The organism is Streptomyces sp. NPDC002776, assembly GCF_053592195.1.
Map to the genome: position 1 here is coordinate 1 of NZ_JBSFVG010000004.1, position 16,928 is coordinate 16,928.

15 protein-coding genes are annotated in these 16,928 nt (G+C 71.9%); 7 read left to right on the top strand and 8 right to left on the bottom strand.

Annotation, left to right across the window (positions count from 1 at the left end; translation table 11 throughout):
* Positions 1-123: 123 nt before the first annotated feature.
* From ACWD11_RS09890 to ACWD11_RS09910, 5 genes are read right to left on the bottom strand one after another with little or no spacing between them, the layout of a single operon-like run.
* On the bottom strand, positions 124-1,434 hold the full coding sequence (locus ACWD11_RS09890; protein WP_451282338.1) for a DUF58 domain-containing protein: 1,311 nt from the start codon (positions 1,432-1,434) through the stop codon (positions 124-126).
* A complete protein-coding gene (locus ACWD11_RS09895) occupies positions 1,434-2,423 on the bottom strand; it encodes an AAA family ATPase (protein WP_451282739.1) in 990 nt (329 codons plus the stop codon). Before ACWD11_RS09895 ends, ACWD11_RS09890 begins: the two co-directional genes overlap by 1 nt.
* The gene (locus tag ACWD11_RS09900; protein ID WP_451282340.1) at positions 2,423-3,619 is read right to left on the bottom strand and encodes a DUF4350 domain-containing protein; all 1,197 of its coding nucleotides are present in this window, start codon (positions 3,617-3,619) and stop codon (positions 2,423-2,425) included. The genes ACWD11_RS09895 and ACWD11_RS09900 overlap by 1 nt, the downstream gene beginning before the upstream one ends.
* Positions 3,616-4,383 (bottom strand): DUF4129 domain-containing protein, encoded by a 768-nt coding sequence (locus tag ACWD11_RS09905; protein ID WP_451282342.1) that lies wholly within the window; start codon positions 4,381-4,383, stop codon positions 3,616-3,618. The genes ACWD11_RS09900 and ACWD11_RS09905 overlap by 4 nt, the downstream gene beginning before the upstream one ends.
* Before the next feature lie 4 nt (positions 4,384-4,387).
* Positions 4,388-5,704: a glycerophosphoryl diester phosphodiesterase membrane domain-containing protein gene (locus tag ACWD11_RS09910; protein WP_451282344.1), complete on the bottom strand. Its 1,317-nt coding sequence runs from the start codon at positions 5,702-5,704 to the stop codon at positions 4,388-4,390.
* A 141-nt stretch (positions 5,705-5,845) separates the two neighbouring features.
* Between ACWD11_RS09910 and mtnA the strand changes: the two genes are divergently transcribed.
* Positions 5,846-6,988 carry an S-methyl-5-thioribose-1-phosphate isomerase gene (gene mtnA, locus ACWD11_RS09915; protein ID WP_451282346.1) on the top strand — a complete coding sequence of 381 codons (1,143 nt, stop codon included), beginning with the start codon at positions 5,846-5,848 and terminating at the stop codon, positions 6,986-6,988.
* A 56-nt stretch (positions 6,989-7,044) separates the two neighbouring features.
* On the opposite strand, the gene ACWD11_RS09920 is transcribed toward mtnA, so the two are convergent.
* Entirely contained in the window at positions 7,045-7,284 is a 240-nt protein-coding gene (locus tag ACWD11_RS09920) for a hypothetical protein (RefSeq protein ID WP_451282347.1), read from the bottom strand.
* Positions 7,285-7,445: 161 nt separating this feature from the next.
* On the opposite strand from ACWD11_RS09920, the gene mtrA reads away from it, so the two are divergent.
* The 6 genes from mtrA (at position 7,446) to ACWD11_RS09950 (ending at position 15,049) form a co-directional block, all read left to right on the top strand.
* Complete coding sequence (mtrA, locus tag ACWD11_RS09925; protein ID WP_015659998.1) at positions 7,446-8,135, top strand: two-component system response regulator MtrA; 690 nt, start codon at positions 7,446-7,448, stop codon at positions 8,133-8,135.
* Position 8,136: 1 nt separating this feature from the next.
* Positions 8,137-10,200, top strand: a complete 2,064-nt coding sequence (gene mtrB / locus ACWD11_RS09930; RefSeq protein WP_451282349.1) for an MtrAB system histidine kinase MtrB — start codon at positions 8,137-8,139, stop codon at positions 10,198-10,200.
* A complete protein-coding gene (locus tag ACWD11_RS09935) occupies positions 10,190-12,031 on the top strand; it encodes an LpqB family beta-propeller domain-containing protein (protein ID WP_451282351.1) in 1,842 nt (613 codons plus the stop codon). Before mtrB ends, ACWD11_RS09935 begins: the two co-directional genes overlap by 11 nt.
* Before the next feature lie 176 nt (positions 12,032-12,207).
* Positions 12,208-13,095, top strand: a complete 888-nt coding sequence (locus ACWD11_RS09940; RefSeq protein WP_451282353.1) for a ComF family protein — start codon at positions 12,208-12,210, stop codon at positions 13,093-13,095.
* 315 nt (positions 13,096-13,410) lie between these two features.
* Complete coding sequence (gene hpf / locus ACWD11_RS09945) at positions 13,411-14,100, top strand: ribosome hibernation-promoting factor, HPF/YfiA family (protein WP_451282355.1); 690 nt, start codon at positions 13,411-13,413, stop codon at positions 14,098-14,100.
* A 202-nt stretch (positions 14,101-14,302) separates the two neighbouring features.
* Positions 14,303-15,049, top strand: a complete 747-nt coding sequence (locus ACWD11_RS09950) for a response regulator (protein WP_389415667.1) — start codon at positions 14,303-14,305, stop codon at positions 15,047-15,049.
* Positions 15,050-15,055: 6 nt separating this feature from the next.
* Here the strand turns inward: ACWD11_RS09950 and ACWD11_RS09955 are convergent, their stop codons facing one another.
* The gene (locus ACWD11_RS09955) at positions 15,056-16,228 is read right to left on the bottom strand and encodes a winged helix-turn-helix domain-containing protein (protein WP_451282357.1); all 1,173 of its coding nucleotides are present in this window, start codon (positions 16,226-16,228) and stop codon (positions 15,056-15,058) included.
* A 52-nt stretch (positions 16,229-16,280) separates the two neighbouring features.
* Positions 16,281-16,853, bottom strand: a complete 573-nt coding sequence (locus ACWD11_RS09960) for a GNAT family N-acetyltransferase (protein WP_389415669.1) — start codon at positions 16,851-16,853, stop codon at positions 16,281-16,283.
* Positions 16,854-16,928 lie beyond the last annotated feature (75 nt).

The following is a 16,928-nucleotide window of genomic DNA, read 5'->3' on the forward strand; positions in this document are numbered from 1 at the left end:
CTGCAGGGGGGACCCTGTGGGAGAGTAGGACACCGCCGAACAAATTGTGAGAGAACCCCCGTACCGTTTATTCGGTACGGGGGTTTTCTGCGTTTAGCCGTCCTTTCGGTTTCCCCCACCCGCTCAGAGGCGTCCTGCGGTCTTCAGCGCCAGATAGGCGTCTGCCAAACCGGGGGCCAATTCGTCCGGGGTCGCGTCGACCACTGTGACGCCGTGACGGCGGAGTTGGTCCGCTGTGCGGTGGCGTTCGCTCTGGGCCTGCGCCGCGGCTGCCGCCTCGTAGACGGAATCGGTGTTGCCCCGGGCTTTGGCCATGCGGGCGACGTACGGGTCTGCCACGGATGCCACGAGGACGGTGTGGCGCTGGGTCAGTTGACCGAGTACCGGGAGCAGGCCCTCTTCGATCGGGGCCGCGTCGAGGCTCGTGAACAGGACGATGAGGGCGTGCCGGGGAGCCGTACGGAGTGCTGTGGCGGTCAGGCCGCGGGCGTCGGTCTCGACGAGTTCGGGTTCCAGTGTCGCCATGGCGTTGACCAGGGACGGCAGTACGTCGCCGACCGTTCGGCCCTGGACCAGCGCGCGGACCCGGCGGTCGTAGGCGAGGAGGTCCACGCGGTCGCCGGCTCGGGAGGCCAGGGCCGCCAGGAGGAGTGCCGCGTCCATGGAGGCGTCGAGACGTGGGGCGTCGCCCACGCGGCCGGCTGAGGTGCGGCCGGTGTCGAGGGCCAGGAGGATGTGGCGGTCGCGCTCGGGGCGCCAGGTGCGTACGGCGACCGCGGACTGTCTGGCCGTAGCGCGCCAGTCGATGGAGCGGGTGTCGTCGCCGGGGATGTACTCGCGGAGGCTGTCGAATTCTGTGCCTGCGCCGCGGGTGAGGACGCTGGTGCGGCCGTCGAGTTCGCGGAGGCGGGCGAGCTTGGAGGGGAGGTGCTTGCGGCTGGTGAAGGGGGGCAGCACACGGACCGTCCAGGGGACTTTGTGGGTGCCCTGTCGGGTGAAGAGGCCGAGCGGGCCGTAGGAGCGGATGGTCACGCGGTCCGCATGGCGGTCGCCGCGGCGGGTGGGACGTAGACGCGTGGTGAGGCGTCGGCGTTCGCCGGGCGGGACCGTCAGGTGGTGGCGGGAGGCCTCGATTTCCGTGCCGGGCCGCCAGCTGCTCGGCGGCCAGGCGTCGCGCAGGTGGGCGCGCAGGGGGCGGCCGGAGGGGTTGGTGACGGTGAGGGTCACGTCGGCGGTTTCGCCGAGGCGTGCGGAGGTGTCGCCGGAACGGGTCAGGCCGAGACGGCGTACGGGGGCGGCCAGGGCGAAGTCGCAGGCGCAGGCGACCGCGAGTGGGGCGTTGACGGCCAGGATGCCCATCCAGCTGGGTTCCCAGATGCCGACGGGGAGGGAGCCCAGGGCTGCGAGGAGCGCGGCGCGTCCGGTGAGTGCCATCAGCGGGGAACGGGGACGTGGGTGAGGATCGCGTTGATGACGGAGTCCGCCGTCACGCCTTCCATTTCCGCTTCCGGGCGGAGTTGCAGGCGGTGCCGGAGGGTGGGCAGGGCAAGCGCTTTCACGTCGTCGGGGGTGACGTAGTCACGGCCGGTCAGCCATGCCCACGCGCGGGCGGTGGCGAGGAGGGCCGTCGCGCCGCGCGGGGAGGCGCCGAGAGTGAGGGACGGCGAGTCGCGGGTGGCGCGGCAGATGTCGACGACGTAGGCCGTGATGTCGGGGGAGACCGTCGTCTTGGCCACGGCCGCGCGGGCGGCTTCGAGGTCGGCGGGGCCGGCTACGGGGCGTACGCCGGCGGCGCGCAGGTCGCGTGGGTTGAAGCCCTCGGCGTGGCGGGTGAGGACGGTGATCTCGTCCTGGCGGGAGGGCAGGGGGATCGTGAGCTTGAGGAGGAAGCGGTCCAGTTGGGCTTCGGGGAGGGGGTAGGTGCCCTCGTACTCGACCGGGTTCTGGGTGGCCGCGACCAGGAAGGGCTCGGGGAGCGGGCGGGGGGTGCCGTCCACGGTGACCTGGCGTTCCTCCATGGCTTCGAGGAGGGACGACTGGGTCTTGGGGGGCGTGCGGTTGATCTCGTCCGCGAGGAGGAGGTTGGTGAAGACCGGGCCGGGCTGGAAGGAGAACTGCGCGGTGCGGGTGTCGTAGACCAGGGAGCCGGTCACGTCGCTCGGCATGAGGTCGGGGGTGAACTGGACGCGCTTGGTGTCGAGTTCGAGTGCGGATGCGAGGGCGCGGACGAGCAACGTTTTGGCGACCCCAGGGACTCCTTCTAGGAGAACGTGTCCGCGGCAGAGGAGGGCGACGACGAGGCCGGTGACGGCGGGGTCTTGGCCGACCACGGCTTTGGCGATCTCGGCGCGCAGGGCTTCCAGGGATGCCCGGGAATCGGGCCGGTCCCCGCTCTGCCCGGCGTTGTCAGTGGTCGGGTCCATCATGGACGGCGTACCTCACTTTCGAGGGCGTCGAGTTGGTCGGCGAGGGAGATGAGGGCTGCGTCGTCGCCGGGCGGCGGGCCGAAGAGGAGGTTGTGCAGGGGCTGTCCGTCGCCGCGGAGGTGCGCGGACAGGGCGGGGAGCAGGGCCTCGGGCGCGTGCGCCTGGGTGACGGGGACGCCTACGAGGGGGGCGAGGCGGGTGCGGGTGGTGGAGCGAAGAGCGGCGGCTGCGCGGTCACGGGCGTCGGCCTTGCGGTAGAGGCGGGCGCGGCCTTCGACGGTCTCGGATGCGCGGATCGCCACGGGGAGTTTCTCGGGCACGAGGGGGCCCAGTCGGCGTGCCCTCCAGAGGGCGGCCAGGGCTGCCGCGATGAAGAGCTGGAGGGTGCCCCAGAGCCAGCCCGAGGGGAGCAGGTCGAAGAAGTCGCGCTCACCTTCGGGGCTGGCGGCGGTGGAGTCGGAGAGCGAGGGGAGGTACCAGACCAGATGGGGGCGGGAGCCGAGGAGTTGGAGGGCGAGCGAAGCGTTGCCCTGCTCGTCGAGGTGGTCGTTGTAGAGGATGTCGGGCGCGCCGAGGACCACGGTGTCGCCGTCCCCGGAGGAGCTGGGGATGCGCAGGAGGGTGGCCAGGCGCTTGCTCGGGTAGCAGGAGTCTGCCTGGAGGTGGGTGGTGGTGTAGCGGATGCCGCCCGTGTCGGCGGCGCCGGCGCGCCGGGCCTCGGGGAGGTCGCAGTCGGGCTGGAGGGTGGAGTCCAGGCTCTTGGCGGGGTCGGCGACGACGTCGGGGGCGAGCCGTTCGACGGACCGGACGCCGGGGGCGACGAGGAGAGTGCGGCCGTCGCTGTCGGCGACCGCGGACTGCAGCGAGGTCTGTTGACGCTCGGTCAGCAGGTCGGGGACGGCGACCAGGAGGGTGGTGTCCGGGCCGGTCGCGGCGCGTGCCTGGTCGAGGGTGGTGACCACGCGCGTGGACACGCCTCGGTCGGCGAGGAGTTCGGCGAGGGCGCGGCTGCCCTGGGCGTCGGCGGAGCGTGGGTCGAGGGTGCCGTGCCGGGCGTCGGAGCGGACCACCGCGATGGCGACGGCGCCCACCAGGAGGATGACGAGGGCGAGGGCGATGCCTCGCGCGCGGGTCCACACCTGGCGGGCGGTGGGGGAGACCGAGGTGGACGGGAGCGTGGCCTCGGTGGTCACTGGGCGGCTCCCTGGCGGGTGTGGGGCGCCGTGCTGTGGGCGCTGCTGGTGAGCCGGGGCTTGGTGCGCTCCAGGTCGTGGTCGAGTTCGGCGATGCGCCGGTACGACGGCTCGGTCGCGGCTCGGCCGCCGTATGTCACATCGTCGAAGTCCCGTGCTGCGGTGCGCAGTCGGTCGGTGTGGTCGGGCAGGGCTCGGCCGGCTTCGGCGGCTGCCTCGTCGGCGGTGCGGCCGGGGCGGACGTCGAGGAGGGCGCGTTCCTCCAGCGCGCGGACGATGGCCCGCATGCGTTCTTGGACGGCCTGGTTCCAGTGGCCCTGGGCGGCGTGTGCCTCGGCGACGGCGCGGTGTTCGGCGGCGCTGCGGGGGCGGTCGTCGAACAGGGCGGCGGCGGAGGCGGGTTCGCGGCGCGGGGTGCCCAGGCGCCACCACAGGGCGCCCAGGACGGCGAGTACGGCGAGGATGACGACGACCAGGCCGAGCGCGCCTCCGGGGGTCACGGCCGAGGCGCTGCTGAACAGGTCGCCGACCCAGCCCCAGAAGGCGTCGAGGGCGCGTTGGAACAGGCCGGGTTCGTTCTCGTGGTACATCCGCTTGGACAGCTCGCGCCGCGCGGCCTCCCGGGCGGGGTCGCGCGGGATCGTCACCGGTGGTTCGTCGCCGGAGCGCGCGCGTGACAGCGCGTCCCCGGCATGCAGGGACATCCGTACGGCGCCGCGCGGCAGGGCCGGCGCCGCGGTGAGAACTCCCCCCGCCAGGCTCACCGATTCAGCTCCCCGGGGTGTCGGATCCGTAGCCCTGGACGCCGGCGGCGCGGGCCAGTTCGAGGTCGAGGGCCTCGCGGCGGATGCGCTGGTCGATGTAGAGGAGCACGGTGACGCCCGCCGAGATCGGGAAGGTGATCATGGAGCCGATCACCGAGCCGATGCCGCTGACGATGAGGTACGTCCAGCCGAGGTCGCCGCTGCTGTCGAGGAGGCCGCTGCCGCTGTCGCCGCTGAAGGCGTCGGCCAGGAAGGCGAACGGGATGGCGATGATCGACGCGAGGATGCTCGCGATGAGCATGGCCAGCAGCTGGATGCCGAAGATCCGCCACCAGGAGCCGCGGACCAGCTTCACGGAGCGGCTCATCGACTTCACGATGCTCTGCTTCTCCAGCATCAGCGCCGGCGAGGCGAGGGAGAAGCGCAGCATCAGCCAGATCGCGACGACGATGGCGCACAGGCTGCCCAGGGCGGTGAGGGCGGCGCCCGCTTCACCGGCGCCCGAGGCGGCCACCAGGATGCCCGGCAGGACGCCCACGGCGACGATGCCGAAGGCGATGAGCACCAGCAGGAAGATCAGGCCGAAGAGCCTGGCGATCTGCGGGCGGGCGTCGGTCCAGGCCTCGCCGATGGTCACCGACTTGCCGAGGACGGCGCGGCTGGTGACGGTGGTGAGCAGGGCGGTCGCCACGATCGTGCCGATCAGGGAGATCACGGAGATGACGCCGTAGCTGAGCATGGCGTCGCCCATGGCGCGGCTGAGTTCGCTGAAGGTGGCGCTGGGGTCGTTGAGGGCGTCGGTGTCGATGCGGTCGTTCAGGAAGAAGCCCTGGAGCAGGACGACGACGATCTCGGTGAGGACCGCGACGGTGAGGGCGATGCCGAGCACCGTGCGCCAGTAGGCGCGCATGGTGGAGACGGCGCCGTCGAGGATCTCACCGACGCCGAGCGGGCGCAGGGGGATGACGCCGGGCTTGGCCGCGGGCGGGGGGCCGCCCCAACCGCCGCCCCAGGAGCCGTATCCGCCGGGGCCTGCGTAGCCTCCGTGGCCGGCCGAGGGGTGGCTGCCCCAGCCCGGGCCGGGGGGCGGGGGCGGTGGGGTCTGTTCCGGGGCCGCGGGGCCGGTGGGTGCGGACCACTGGGCCGGTGGCGGCTGCTCCTTGGACCACTTCGGGCCGGAGTCCTGCGGCTGCGGGCCGGACTGGTCCGCGGGCTGCTCGGATTCCGGTCGGTCGGCGGGCCGGTCAGGGCCGGACGTGCCGGGCTCCTGTCCGTCGGACGGGGCGGATCCGGGCGAGGCCCAGCCCGGAGTGTCGTTCATCGTCGCTCCTTCACGGTGCCCGTCCGCGGGTCGCGGCGGCAGGTTGGCAGCCATCGTGCCATGGGGTGGTCATCCGGGGACCGGCCAAGGTATGGGCTGCACACCTTCAATTGTCCGCCGGATAACGGGCAGACTGACCGCATGGCTGATCAGCACGCGCAATCCGGCGAGGACAAGCGGCCGACCCAGATACCGGTGATCCGGTGGGAGGAGCCGCCCGAAGGCCCCGTACTGGTCCTTCTCGACCAGACGAGACTGCCCGCAGAGGAGGTCGAACTGGTCTGTACGGATGCGCCGGTGCTGGTGGAGGCGATCCGCTCGCTCGCCGTGCGCGGGGCGCCGCTGCTCGGGATCGCGGGGGCGTACGGTGTCGCGCTGGCCGCCGTGCGCGGCTTCGATGTGGACGACGCGGCGGACGCACTCGCGGGCGCCCGTCCCACCGCGGTGAATCTCGCCGTCGGGGTGCGCCGGGCGCAGGCCGCGCACCGGGCCGAGCTGGCCCGGAGCGGTGATTCGGGAAAGGCGGCCGAGGCGGCGCTGGCCGCGGCGCGGAAGCTGCACGAGGAGGACGCCGACGCCAGCGCGCGGATGGCCGAGCGGGGGCTGGCCCTGCTGGACGAGCTGCTGCCCGGCGGCGGGCACCGGATTCTCACCCACTGCAACACCGGGTCGCTGGTGTCCGGCGGGGAGGGCACGGCGTTCGCGGTGGCGCTGGCCGCGCATCGCGTGGGGCAGCTGCGGCGGCTGTGGGTGGACGAGACGCGTCCGCTGTTGCAGGGTGCCCGGCTGACGGCGTACGAGGCGGCGCGCAGCGGGATGGCGTACACCTTGCTGACGGACAACGCGGCGGGGTCGCTGTTCGCGGCCGGTGAAGTGGACGCCGTACTGATCGGGGCGGACCGGATCGCCGCCGACGGGTCGGTGGCGAACAAGGTGGGGAGTTATCCGCTCGCGGTGCTGGCGCGGTATCACCATGTGCCGTTCATCGTGGTGGCTCCGGTGACGACGGTGGACCCGGAGACGCCCGACGGGGCGTCCATCGAGGTGGAGCAGCGGGGCGGGTACGAGGTGACCGAGCTGACCGCGCCGCAGGTGCCGCTGACGGGGCCGGGCGGCGGGATACCGGTGGCGCCGCTGGGGACGCAGGCGTACAACCCGGCCTTCGACGTGACGCCGCCGGAGCTGGTGACGGCGATCGTGACGGAAGAGGGTGTGGTGTCGCCGGTGACCGCCGAGGCGCTGGCGGAGGTGTGTGCCAGGTCGCGGGAGGTGACGATCGGCTAGGCCGGGCCGGATCGCCGGGCCGCGATGTGTGGCGGCCCGGCGGGGGCGGTGTCCGGTCAGCGGCCCGAGTGGTCGATCACGTTACCGTCGGAGCAGTTGTTGACGTGGTCGCCCGTCGAGTCGCCGAGGAAAGGCACGACGGCCGCCTCGTGGAGGCAGACTGCTGCTGCCGTGAAGTTTCCGTTGCTCGCCGCGTTGAGGGCGTTGCCCAAGTCCTCGCCGGTGTCGGCGTGGGCGGGGGCGGCCAGGGCCAGGGTGGCCGCGGTCAGGACGGCAGTCGTGATGATCTTGCGCATGTGCAGGGGAACGACCGGGATCATCGCCGGGCACGGCCCGCTCGGGGGTGTCACCCGGGCGCCTGGGTGGGGCCAGGGCAGACAGTGACGGCTCGGTACGACTATCGTCACAGGCCAGTGACCCTTCTCACCAGCGCCCCGGTCACTGTTACGAGAATGGGATGATGTCGTTTATGAAGGGACGAGTCCTTGTCGTCGACGACGACACCGCACTGGCCGAGATGCTCGGCATCGTGTTGCGTGGTGAAGGTTTCGAGCCGTCTTTCGTAGCCGACGGCGACAAGGCGCTGGCCGCTTTCCGTGAGACCAAGCCCGATCTGGTGCTGCTCGATCTGATGCTGCCCGGAAGGGACGGCATCGAGGTCTGCCGTCTGATCCGGGCGGAGTCGGGCGTGCCGATCGTCATGCTCACGGCCAAGAGCGACACCGTCGATGTCGTCGTGGGCCTGGAGTCGGGCGCGGACGACTACATCGTGAAGCCGTTCAAGCCGAAGGAACTGGTCGCCCGGATCCGGGCGCGGCTGCGGCGGTCGGAGGAGCCGGCGCCGGAGCAGCTCGCCATCGGCGATCTGGTCATCGACGTGGCCGGTCACTCCGTGAAGCGGGACGGGCAGTCGATCGCGCTCACCCCGCTGGAGTTCGATCTGCTGGTCGCGCTGGCGCGCAAGCCGTGGCAGGTGTTCACCCGCGAGGTCCTGCTGGAGCAGGTGTGGGGTTACCGGCACGCCGCCGACACCCGGCTGGTCAATGTTCATGTGCAGCGGCTGCGCTCCAAGGTCGAGAAGGACCCGGAGCGGCCGGAGATCGTGGTGACCGTCCGTGGTGTCGGTTACAAGGCGGGACCGAGCTGACATGTCCGGTGACAGTGCCGCTTCGGCGCCCGGCCGGTCCGGGGCTCGCGGGGGGCGGCCTGTCGGCCGGGGGACGGCAGGCTCCCGTTGGCGACGGTTCCTGGAGGGCGGGTTGCTCCAGGGCGGTGTCCAGGGCAGTCCGGTCCTTCGGTTGTTCATGCGCTGGGTGCGCCGGCCGCTGCTGCCCGTCATGCGGCTGTGGCGGCGCAACATCCAGCTCAAGGTCGTCGTCACGACCCTGCTGATGTCGCTGGGCGTGGTCCTGCTGCTGGGCTTCGTGGTCATCGGCCAGGTGCGCAACGGCCTGCTGGACGCCAAGGTGAAGGCCTCGCAGAGCCAGGCCACCGGCGGCTTCGCCGCGGCCAAGACCACGGCCGACGAGACGCGGGCGGCAGGGCCCGGCGACGACGGCACCGCGACGGACGGCCGCTTGGACCAGAACGTCATCCAGTGGATGAGCGACCTGGTGGAGCAGCTCTCCAGCGGCGGCCAGGGCGCCTTCGAAGTGGTGACGCTGCCCGCGGGCGGGGACAGCGGCGGCGGGCGCGGTCCGCGCGCCTCCAACTACGTCGACCCGACCGCGAGCGTGCCCGAGAACCTGCGCGAGCGCGTCGACAGCAGCACCGCGGCGGCCCAGAGCTACACGCGCATCGTCTACAACGCCGACAAGGACTCCCAGCCGGCCCTCGTCATCGGCAAGCAGGTCAACGACCCCAACGGCGACCCCTACCAGCTCTACTACCTCTTCCCGCTCACGCAGGAGGAGAAGTCGCTGAGCCTGGTCAAGGGCACGCTGGCGACCGCCGGGCTCTTCGTCGTCGTACTCCTCGGCGCCATCGCCTGGCTGGTCGTGCGGCAGGTGGTCACGCCGGTGCGGATGGCGGCCGGGATCGCCGAGCGGCTGTCCGCCGGGCGGCTGCAGGAGCGGATGAAGGTCACCGGCGAGGACGACATCGCGCGGCTCGGCGAGGCCTTCAACAAGATGGCGCAGAACCTTCAGCTGAAGATCCAGCAGCTGGAGGACCTGTCGCGGATGCAGCGGCGGTTCGTGTCCGACGTGTCGCACGAGCTGCGGACGCCGCTGACGACCGTACGGATGGCCGCCGATGTGATCCATGAGGCGCGGGAGGACTTCGATCCGGTGACCGCGCGGTCGGCGGAGCTGCTCGCCGATCAGCTGGACCGTTTCGAGTCGCTGCTCGCGGATCTGCTGGAGATCAGCCGGTTCGACGCGGGGGCGGCGGCGCTGGAGGCCGAGCCGATCGATCTGCGCGAGGTCGTGCGGCGCGTGGTCAGCGGGGCCGAGCCGCTCGCGGAGCGCAAGGGCACGACGATCCGGGTGGTGGGCGACCAGCAGCCCGTCGTCGCCGAGGCGGACGCCCGGCGGGTGGAACGGGTCCTGCGCAATCTCGTGGTCAACGCCGTGGAGCACGGTGATGGCCGGGACGTGGTCGTCAAGCTCGCCTCGGCGGGCGGGGCGGTCGCGGTCGCGGTGCGCGACTACGGCGTCGGACTCAAGCCCGGCGAGGCCACGCGCGTGTTCAGCCGTTTCTGGCGGGCCGACCCGGCACGCGCGCGTACCACCGGCGGAACGGGTCTGGGGCTGTCCATCGCCCTGGAGGACGCCCGGCTGCACGGCGGCTGGCTCCAGGCGTGGGGCGAGCCGGGCGGTGGCTCGCAGTTCCGGCTGACGCTGCCGCGGACCGCGGACGAGCCGTTGCGGGGCTCCCCGGTACCGCTGGAGCCGAAGGACTCGCGCCGCAACCGTGGCCTGGACGACGCCGGTCTCCCGCGCGGGGAGAAGAGCGCGACCGTGCCGGCGCAGCAGACGGGTGACCAGGCGTCCGCGATGACGTCACGGGACCCGATAGCCCAGCGGCTCAACGGAGCGGCCCCCACGGCCGATCCGACGGCGCTGCCGGGCAATGGGGCGCGCGTGGTGCCCCGGCCCGCGTCGGGGCCGCGACGACAGGACGACGCGCCCGCCGGTGAGAGGGCGCGCGGCGAGGACGCCGGGCCGCCCGAGGGCCCGAGCAGGCAAGGGGAGGCATTCCGTGGGCGCTGACCGCGAGGGGGGCGCCCGGCGCGGACCGGGGCGCGCGGCGGCGTACGCCGCCTGCGGCGCCGTACTGCTGGCCGGGTGCGCCTCGATGCCCGACAGCGGGGATCTGAGCGGGGTGGACCCCACCGCGCGGCAGGACACCCAGGTGCGGGTCTTCGCGATGCCGCCCTCGGAGGACGCCACGCCCACCCAGCTCGTCCAGGGCTTCCTGGAGGCGCTGACCAGCGACGATCCGAACTATGAGATCGCCAGCCAGTATCTGACCGAGGACGCGGCGAAGACCTGGCGGCCCAAGACCGGCACGACGGTCCTCGCGGACGGTCCGGACGCCTTCGAGCTGCCCAGATCGCGAGGGCGGGAGGACACCGGGGAGACCTCGTTCGCGTTGAGCGGCACCAAGGTCGCCACGGTGGACGAGCAGCAGTCGTACGCCCCGGCGGAGGGGGTGTACGAGTCGCTGCTGCATCTCACCCAGGATCCCAAGACCAAGCAGTGGCGCATCGGCAAGCTGCCCCAGGGCGTCGTCATGGGACAGGGCGACTTCGAGCGCAACTACACGTCGGTCAACAAGTACTACTTCGCCTCCAACACCGTGGCCGGGGGCAGCGGTCGGACGGCGGCGGTCGCCGATCCCGTCTACGTCCGTGCGCGCGTCGATCCGATGAAGCAGATGGTGCGTTCCCTGCTGAACGGGCCCACCACCTGGCTCAGCCCCGTGGTCAGGACGAGCTTTCCCACCGGGACCGCGCTGCAGAAGGGCGTCACCACGCTGACGCCCGACGAGCAGAACAAGCTGACCGTGCCGCTCAACGACCGGGCGGCCCGGGTCGGCCTGAGCAAGTGCACCGAGATGGCCGCCCAGCTCCTGTTCACCCTGCGCAGCCTCACTCCGTCGCTGGAGGAGGTCGAGCTGGAGTCGGGCGGCAAGCAGTTGTGCTCGCTCGCCGAGGAGGCATCCGCGGGCGCTGCCGCGCGCGGGTCCACCGAGGACGTGGAGTACCTGTACTACGTCGACGACGAGCACCGGCTGGTGCGGATGGCGGCGGCCGAGGACGGCGCCCGGACGCCGGATCCGGTCCCCGGCGCGCTGGGCGAGGGGAACACACAGCTGCGGTCCGCGGCGGTCTCGCGGGACGAGCACATGGCGGCCGGGGTCGGTGTCGAGGGCAAGGAGCTGTACGTCGGCTCCCTGGTGTCCGGGGCATCGCTCGGGGAGCCCGTGCTGCGCAGTACCGGCAAGACGGCCGAGGACCGGCTGACGACGCCGAGCTGGGACTCCCGGCACGACCTGTGGGTCGCCGACCGCAACCCGGAGGACCCCCGCCTGCTGCTGCTGGAGAACGGCGCGGGCGAGCCGCTCGAGGTGCAGACCCCGGGACTCGACGGGCGCATCGAGTCGGTACGGGTGGCCGCGGACGGAGTGCGGATCGCGCTCGTCGTGGCCAAGGGCGACACGTCCGCCCTGCTCATCGGGCGGATCGAGCGCGAGAACAAGCCGGGCGAGGACCGGCCGCTCGTGACGGTGCAGGAACTGCGGTCCGCGACGCCGGAGCTGGAGGAGGTCACCACCGTGTCGTGGGCGGGTGACAGCCGGCTCGTGGTGGTCGGGCGCGAGCAGGACGGCGTGCAGACGGTGCGGTACGTCCAGGTCGACGGATCCACTCCGGAGGGACCGGCCCCCGCCGCGCTGACCGGGGTGGAGGAGATCGCCGCGGCGGAGGACGACCGGTTGCCGCTGGTGGCGTACTCGGAGGACGGGATCGTGCGCCTGCAAGCGGGGGCGCAGTGGCAGAAGGTCGTGACGGACGGGACCGCGCCGGTTTATCCGGGGTGAGTGCCCGCCCGAGGGTGCAGGACGGCCGCTTCCGACGGAGGTGGCCGTTTCCTTTCTCGGAAAGCGCCCTTCGAGGGGTGCTTCCCCGGCCCGGCGAGGTCACCGTCCGGAGTTATCCACAGGTGGTTATCCACAGGGGTGGCCGGTGGGCGCCCCGGGTTGGCACAGTGGTGGGCATGCGGGGGTGGTGGCGGGACCTCACAGATCTGGTGCTGCCGGCCGAGTGCGGAGGCTGCGGAAGGCCTCGTGCGGTGCTCTGCCCGGAGTGCCGTACGGCCCTGAGCGGGGCCGCACCGCGCCGGGTGCGACCGGTGCCGGAGCCGCCCGGGCTGCCCGTGGCGCACGCCGCGGCACCCTACACGGACGAGGTGCGTGCCGCCCTGCTGGCCCACAAGGAGCGGGGCGCGCTGGCCCTGGCGGCACCGCTCGGGGTGGCGCTGGCGGGAGCCGTGCGGGCGGGGCTCCTGGTGGGCCGGCAGGGCGGCGGGGGCGCGCCGGTGCTGCTGGTGCCCGTGCCGTCGGCGCGGCGGGCCGTGCGGGCGCGGGGGCATGACCCGGCGCGACGGATCGCGCTCGCCGCGGCGGCCGAGCTGCGGCGGACCGGGACCCCCACGCGGGTGCTCGCCGTGCTGCGGCAGCGGCGTGCCGTGGCCGATCAGTCGGGGCTCAACTCCCGGCAGCGGATGGACAATCTGGCGGGCGCGCTGCGGGTGGCGCCCGGTGGTGAGCGGCTGCTGGGCAGTGGCTCGGTGGTGCTCGTCGACGACTTGATGACGACCGGTGCCTCCTTGGCGGAGGCGGCGCGGGCGGTACGGGAAGAGGTGGCGGACCTGCGGACGGGGGCGGCCGGGGCGGTACGGCCGGTTGGCCATGGTGATGAGGCGAACGCGGTGTGCGGAGCGGTAACTCGGGAAGACAGAGGGGAACGGAGGACGGGAGTGAGGGCCGAGGCGGTGCGGATGCCCGGAGTACCGGGCATGGCGGGCGGCATCCGCGCAGGTGACGTGCTGTGCGCGGCCGTCGTGGCGGCCCCACCGGATGCTTTCGAAATAAACCGGAACTGACTGTCTACTTGCGTCGTTGCAGGTAATGAGAAGAGCAATTCACCTGAACGGAGGTACGCCGCTGTAGAGGGTGACGACATCCGTCCGGGCGAGATATGTTCGGTTGTGAGAGAAAGGCGCAGGCCATCCCTCTCATACCTGAATGCCGGGCTGCGGGTTTTCCGTATTCACCCGAGCCGGTGGGGTGGAGATCTTGCCCATGGGGGAGGAGGAGGTGGACGTCACCGAGTCCGAGGTTCCGGGAATCGCCGGAGCCTGGTGCAAAAGGGAGATGCTCCGCCGCTGCAGCGGAGCGATCCGGGAACGGAGTTCTGCGTGGACATCGTCGTCAAGGGCCGCAAGACCGAGGTGCCCGAGCGGTTCCGCAAGCACGTGGCCGAGAAGCTGAAGCTGGAGAAGATCCAGAAGCTCGACGGCAAGGTGATCAGCCTCGACGTCGAGGTGTCCAAGGAGCCCAACCCCCGACAGGCCGACCGCAGTGACCGAGTGGAGATCACGCTCCGCTCCCGCGGTCCGGTGATCCGGGCGGAGGCAGCGGCCAGTGATCCGTACGCGGCGCTGGACCTGGCGGCGGAAAAGCTCGACGCGCGGCTGCGCAAGCAGCACGACAAGCGCTACTCGCGGCGGGGCGCGCGCCGGCTGACGGCGGCCGAGGTCCCCGACCACGTCCCGGACGCGGCGACGCTCAACGGGAACGGCACCTTCCAGGAGGAAGACTCGGACGGCGTTCCCGTCAAGAGGATCGGCTCGCTGGAAGTGAAGGGCGAGGGACCCCTCGTCGTTCGCGAGAAGACGCATGTCGCCTCCCCGATGACCCTGGACCAGGCCCTCTACGAGATGGAACTGGTCGGGCACGACTTCTACCTGTTCATCGATTCCGAGACCAAGGAACCGAGTGTCGTCTACCGACGGCACGCCTACGACTACGGCGTCATCCACCTCAACACCGACCCGATGGTCGCCGAGGGGGAGAGCCAGGCGGCCGGTGGCACGCTGGGCGGCTGATCCGCCCGGCCAAGAAGCGAGCGGGTGCCCCTGGAGCGCGTGTGCGCCCCCAGGGGCACCGGTGTGCGACCACTTCGCGCCCCGCTCTGTCACCGCGCTGTCGTCCCGGCATGAAATCATGGCCGCACCGGCCCAACCGGTGGGCCGCTGCCTTGGGTTGGCGATGGCACCTGACCAGCCACAGCCTTCAGGGGGAGGAACGATGGCGGACACCTTCGGACCGATGCGGGACGAGGATGCCGACGCAAGTGTCGTCGGCATGGGCCCGGACGCGGGCTCTCCACGCAAGGAGCCGATCAGAGTCCTCGTCGTGGACGACCACGCCCTCTTCCGCCGTGGCCTGGAGATCGTGCTCGCGGCCGAGGAGGACATCCAGGTCGTCGGGGAGGCCGGCGACGGCGCCGAGGCGGTGGACAAGGCCGCCGATCTGCTGCCCGACATCGTGCTGATGGATGTGCGGATGCCGAAGCGGGGCGGGATCGAGGCCTGCACCTCCATCAAGGAGGTGGCACCCAGCGCGAAGATCATCATGCTGACGATCAGCGACGAGGAGGCCGACCTCTACGACGCGATCAAGGCGGGCGCGACCGGCTATCTCCTCAAGGAGATCTCCACCGACGAGGTCGCCACCGCCATCCGCGCCGTGGCCGACGGGCAGTCGCAGATCAGCCCGTCGATGGCGTCGAAGCTGCTCACCGAGTTCAAGTCGATGATCCAGCGGACGGACGAGCGCCGCCTGGTGCCGGCGCCGCGGCTGACCGACCGAGAGCTCGAGGTGCTCAAGCTGGTCGCCACGGGGATGAACAACCGCGACATCGCGAAGGAGTTGTTCATCTCCGAGAACACCGTGAAGAACCATGTGCGCAACATCCTGGAGAAGCTGCAGCTGCACTCCAGGATGGAGGCCGTGGTGTACGCGATGCGGGAGAAGATCCTCGAGATCCGGTAGGCGGGGTCAGGCCAGCAGCCCGCTGAGCGCGTGGGCGAGGGGCTCGCGCAGCTCCGGGGCGTCGACCCGCTCCACCCGTACGTCCGTGCAGTCCACCCAGCTCGCCGCCTCCACCAGGGCCTGGGCCACCGCCGGGACCGCCTTCGGGCCGTCCAGGGTGACCTGCTTGGCCACCAGCGTGCTCCCCTCGCGGGCCGGGTCCACGCGGCCGACGAGCCGGCCGCCCGCCAGCACCGGCATCGCGAAGTAGCCGTAGACCCGCTTCTGGCGGGGGACGTAGGCCTCCAGGCGGTGGGTGAAGCCGAAGATGCGCTCGGTGCGTGCCCGCTCCCAGATCAGGGAGTCGAACGGGGACAGCAGCGTCGTGCGGTGCCGCCCGCGGGGTGGAGCGGCCAGCGCCTCCGGGTCAGCCCAGGCGGGCTTGGCCCAGCCCTCGACGGTGACCGGGACCAGGCCGGAGTCCGCGATCACCGCGGCCACCTGCTCGCCCTTGAGGCGGTGGTAGTCGGCGATGTCCGCGCGGGTGCCGACGCCGAGGGACCGGCCGGCCAGCCGGACCAGGCGGCGCAGGCACTCGGTGTCGTCGAGTTCGTCGTGCAGCAGGGCAGCCGGGATGGCGCGCTCCGCCAGGTCGTACACGCGCTTCCAGCCCCGGCGTTCCACACAGACGACCTCGCCGTACATCAGGGCGCGCTCCACGGCGACCTTCGAGCCGGACCAGTCCCACCAGTCGCTGGTCTTCTTCGCGCCGCCCAACTCCGTGGCGGTGAGGGGGCCTTCGGTGGTGAGCTGCTTGATCACCTGGTCGTAGGCGCCGTCGGGGAGTTCATGGCCCCAGTGGGGGCGGTTGCGGTAGGCGCGGCGGCGGAAGGCGAAGTGGGGCCACTCCTCCACCGGGAGGATGCAGGCGGCATGCGACCAGTACTCGAAGGCGTGCGTGTCCTTCCAGTAGGCGTCCTCGACGGTCTTGCGGCCCACCGCGCCCAGGCGGGCGTACGGGATGAGCTCGTGGGAGCGGGCCAGCACCGAGATGGTGTCGAGCTGGACCGCGCCCAGATGACGCAGGACGCCGCGGACGCCGGATCTGCGGTCGGGGGTGCCGAGCAGGCCCTGGGCGCGCAGGGCGATACGGCGGGCCTCGTCTGCCGAGAGCTCGGTGCTGGGGCGCGGGGTCGTCATGGTTCGCACGATAGGGGGTGGCACTGACAGTGGGGGGTGAGCCGGGGATTCGCTAGCTCCTCGCCGGCACATACGGGGCCGTCGACGGCAGGCCCAGGTCCGAGGGGAGGAGCGAGCCCACCCAGCAGTCCCGTCGTACGCCCTTGTTGTTGATCGCGGAGCGCAGGGTGCCCTCGATGGTGAAGCCGGTGCGCTCCGCCACCGCGCGGGAGGCGGTGTTGCCGACCTCGGCCCGCCACTCCAGGCGGTCGACGCAGGCCGCGGTGAAGGACCAGCGGGCGGCGGCCAGGACCGCCTCGCAGGTGTAGCCCTTGCCGCGGTGCTCCTTCGCCGTCCAGAAGCCGATCTCGGCCACCCCCAGGGCGCGCATCGTCAGGCCGAGCATGCCCGCCAGGTCCTCCCCCTCGGAGAGGAAGACGCCGAGGGTGAACATGCTGCCGTCCGCCCAGCCGTCGGGGGCCAGTTGTTCGGTGAAGCTTCTGGCGTGCTCGGGGAGGTAGGGCGAGGGGATCGTCGTCCAGCGCTGGATGTCGGGGTCCTGGACGGCGCGGTACACAGCGTCGGTGTCGTACGGGCCGACCGTGCGCAGCAGGAGGCGGTCGGTGGTCAGCGTCACGGGGTCCATCGGGCGATTCTGCTCGCGGACGGCCACGGACGCCAAGTATGTGCCGTGCGTGAGCAGGCGATCACAATTCGCGTA